The organism is Streptomyces sp. (genome assembly GCF_035563135.1).
Lineage (GTDB): Bacteria > Actinomycetota > Actinomycetes > Streptomycetales > Streptomycetaceae > Streptomyces.
The window spans coordinates 1-2,743 of the sequence record NZ_DATMVN010000411.1 but is presented as its reverse complement, the minus strand read 5'-3'; the positions used below and the strand labels follow the sequence as shown (position 1 = coordinate 2,743).

4 protein-coding genes are annotated in these 2,743 nt (G+C 71.4%); all 4 read left to right on the top strand.

Features of this window, described 5'->3' with window-relative positions; genetic code table 11:
* Positions 1-253 precede the first annotated feature (253 nt).
* The 4 genes from VN520_RS18040 (at position 254) to VN520_RS18025 (ending at position 2,608) form a co-directional block, all read left to right on the top strand.
* Positions 254-724: a hypothetical protein gene (locus VN520_RS18040; protein ID WP_325747955.1), complete on the top strand. Its 471-nt coding sequence runs from the start codon at positions 254-256 to the stop codon at positions 722-724.
* Between the two features lie 66 nt (positions 725-790).
* On the top strand, positions 791-1,696 hold the full coding sequence (locus VN520_RS18035; RefSeq protein WP_325747954.1) for a class III extradiol ring-cleavage dioxygenase: 906 nt from the start codon (positions 791-793) through the stop codon (positions 1,694-1,696).
* 107 nt (positions 1,697-1,803) lie between these two features.
* A complete protein-coding gene (locus tag VN520_RS18030; RefSeq protein ID WP_325747953.1) occupies positions 1,804-2,145 on the top strand; it encodes a DUF2218 domain-containing protein in 342 nt (113 codons plus the stop codon).
* Between the two features lie 88 nt (positions 2,146-2,233).
* Entirely contained in the window at positions 2,234-2,608 is a 375-nt protein-coding gene (locus VN520_RS18025; protein ID WP_325747952.1) for a DoxX family protein, read from the top strand.
* Positions 2,609-2,743: the final 135 nt, after the last annotated feature.

Sequence of the window (2,743 nt, the reverse complement as noted above, 5' to 3'; positions counted from 1 at the left end):
ACCCGCACGGTCGCCAGCGTGAGTCGGAACCCGAGGCTCAGCAGCGATCCGGGTCAAGCGCTGTTCGGGGTCCTGACTGCTGTGGGGTGAGCCACCGGGGCTCGCCGCTGGTCATGCCGTCGGGTTACTTGACGCGGTAACCCATGCGGGTGCATCATGGTTTCCACGTCAAGTGAGGGGTTGGGCGGGCCGATAGGTCTGTCAGACCCGCAGCGTGACTCTCTGCCGATCTTCTGCCTGTTTGGAGCCTTTGATGACCACGTCTTCCGCCGCCACCACTGCGACGACCGCTGTTTCTGCTGGGTCCGGTTCGTCGGCCCGCCGGTTCTCGGTGGGGTCGGCGCTGACCGCGGGTGGGGTCGCGGCTGTCGCCGCGGGTGTGGTCAACCTCGCGGTGTCGCTGACCGCGCGGGGCCCGTTGGGGGTGAGTGCGGAGTTCCTTCCGTTGACGCCGGGTCCGATCGTGATGTGGACGGTGCTGGGTGTGCTGGTCGGCGCGTTCGGCTGGCGTCTGATCGTGAACCGGTCGCAGCGCAGCGGTGCGGTGCTGCGGACGCTGGTCCCGACGGTGCTGGGAGTGTCGCTGCTGCCGGACGTCGCGCTGCTCGTGAGTGACGCGATGCCGGGCACGTCGACGACCGGGGTGCTGGCGCTGATGGTGATGCACGTCCTGACCGCGGGAATCGCGGTGGCCGCGTACCGCCGGTGGATGCCGACTGCCTGACCCGTCCAGCTGCAGCCAGCCCCCGTGCGACGTCCCTCGTTCCTGCGCCACGACTCGGAGCCCGTGATGAGCCTGTTGAACCCTGCGAGCAGTTCGACCGCTGCTGCGGACGCGCGGATCGACCCGCGGCACCCCTTCGTGGGGCATCTGCACCTGGTCGACGCTCTCGACCGCGAGCAGCCGCACGCGGCGTGGACCCCGGACGACGGGCCGTTGCCGTCGCTGTACATCAGTCACGGCGCTCCGCCGCTGTTCGAGGACGCGGGCTGGATGGAGCAGCTGGTCGGTTGGGCCCGGTCGATGCCGAAGCCGAAAGCGATCCTGATCGTGAGCGCGCACTGGGAGTCCGACAGCCTCGGGATCACCAGCACGGTCCCGACCGAGCTCGTGTATGACTTCGGCGGGTTCTCCCGGACGTACTTCGAGATGCGGTTGGACACCCCCGAGGCGTCCGGGCTGGCCCGTCAGCTCCTGGACGTGCTGCCCACCACCGAGCACGTCTACGAGCACCGCCGCGGCCTGGACCACGGCGCGTGGGTGCCGCTGAAAGTGATGTACCCGCACGCCGACGTGCCGGTGCTGCAGCTGAGTCTGCCTACCCGCGCCAGCACCACGAAGCTGTTGGAGATCGGGAGCCGGCTCCGGACGTTGCGGGAGCAGGGTGTCCTCGTCATCGGGTCGGGGTTCATGACCCACGGCCTGGCGCACATCGACATGCGCAGCGCCAGCGTGCCGCGCTGGTCGGCGGAGTTCGACGCCTGGGCCGCCGACGCCCTGTCCCGCGGGGACGTGGAAGAGCTCGCGCACTTCCGCACCCGGGCCCCCGGCCTGCGCTACGCCCACCCCACCGTCGAGCACTTCACCCCGCTGTTCGTCACCCTCGGCGCCGCGACCGACCCCACCGCCCCGGTCACCACCACCATCGACGGCTACATGGTCGGACTGTCCAAGCGCAGCTTCCAAGCCGCCTGAACCACCCCACAGCCCCGCGCGGGCGCCTCCCGGCCCCGGCTCTCCGGCCGGTCGCGCCACCCCTGCGCACCTCATCCCGCCTGCGGCCCGGCCGCGAGGAGACCCCGATGACCAGCCCGGACCTCACCACAACCTCTGCCGGTACGACGTGGCACACCTCCCGCGCGGACGTCGCCACCGACGTCCCCGGCCGCTACGCCAAGCAGCTCGTCAGCCACCTCGGCCGCAAGGTCACCTTCGTCGAAGAGCAGGGCAGCTGGACCGCGACCGTTCTCGGCTCGGTCGCCCGAATCACCGTCGGCGACGGGGTGCTCGTGCTGCAGGCCGAGGCGCCCGACTCCGAGTCCCTCGCCCGCCTCGAGCACGCCCTCGGCAGCCACCTGGAACGGTTCGGTCAGCGCAACGCCCTGACCGTCACCTGGCAGCGCAGCACGTCCACCCCCGCGTGACCACCACCGCTCCCCGGCTCCACCCAGTCCGGCCGGCGGCCTACCGGCCCGGCCGCCACCCCGCCCACTGGCAGAACAAGGAACAGTCATGAACCTCGTCCTCTGGATCATCGCCGGCCTGCTCGCCGCGGCGTTCGCCGCCGCCGGCCTGATGAAGCTCACCCAGCCCAAAGCCAAGCTCGCCGCCTCCGGCATGGCCTGGACCGAGGACTTCTCCGACGGTCAGGTCAAGGGCATCGGCGCGGTCGAGGTCCTCGGCGCGATCGGCCTGGTCCTGCCCGCCGCGACCGGTATCGCGACCGTCCTGACCCCGCTCGCCGCCGCCGGTCTCGCCGTCACCATGGTCGGCGCCGCGATCACCCACCTCCGCCGCGGCGAAGGCAGCATGGTCCCGATCAACGTCGTGCTCGGCGGACTCGCCCTGTTCGTCGCCGTCATGCGCTTCGGCCCCAACGCCTTCTGACCGACCCCGCAGCTGCAACACCGCCGCCATCGGCGAGCAGCCCCCGGCCACCCCGAGGGCGGGCGGCGCCACGCGGGTCCATCGCACCACCACAGCCGCCGCCGCCGTGGCGCTTCGGCGAGCCGCGGTTCGCCG